Here is a 555-nt window from a genome sequence, read left to right on the forward strand (position 1 = left end):
TCGGTTTTCACATTCTGGCGGTAGTCGGTGTTGTCCACCAGCTGCTTCAGGCCGCGCCACAGGGACTCCACCTTCTGGAACGCCTGGTGATGCATTACGGCATCCAGCTGACGGCTGATCTGGAAATCCAGTTCGGCGATATGGTGGTCAATCAGCGTTTTGTCGAGCTTCTCCACGGGCTGACCGGATTTGCGGATGCAGTCCATAAACACCTGCATCGCCGCCGTCAGGCGTTCACCCGCCGGCGCGTCAGAAAGCGCGGCATCATCCAGAAACGCATTGATATCACCCAGGCTCGAGGCCGGAGTCAGGTTGATTTTTTCAAACAGGGAGGCGTAAACGCCCTCTTTTTCCAGTACGATGGTCTGCCCCTGCGCGGAGGCGGTTTCACTATTCACAGACATCAGCATATTCCCGGTTAATCCATTAAATTACACATGCCGCTTATTTCGGGGCCAGTGCACTCATTTCGTCGCGTAATTCCTGAGACAGCGCCGGGTCCTTAAGAATTTTCTCGAGTTCTTTTCTGAAAGTGGCGTTATCAAGAAGATTGGA

General features: G+C 53.7%; 1 protein-coding gene and 1 pseudogene. Both read right to left on the reverse strand.

The window, feature by feature from the left end; all coding sequences use genetic code 11:
- The coding region (locus ACOT0L_RS24045) for a type VI secretion system contractile sheath domain-containing protein (protein ID WP_180239206.1) at window positions 1-410 on the reverse strand (410 nt) is incomplete at its 3' end.
- Window positions 411-444: 34 nt separating this feature from the next.
- A pseudogene (locus ACOT0L_RS24050) lies at window positions 445-555 on the reverse strand (type VI secretion system contractile sheath small subunit); the annotation flags it as partial.

This window comes from Enterobacter cloacae complex sp. XAL002, from assembly GCF_049236805.1.
Classification (GTDB): Bacteria; Pseudomonadota; Gammaproteobacteria; order Enterobacterales; family Enterobacteriaceae; genus Enterobacter; species Enterobacter intestinihominis.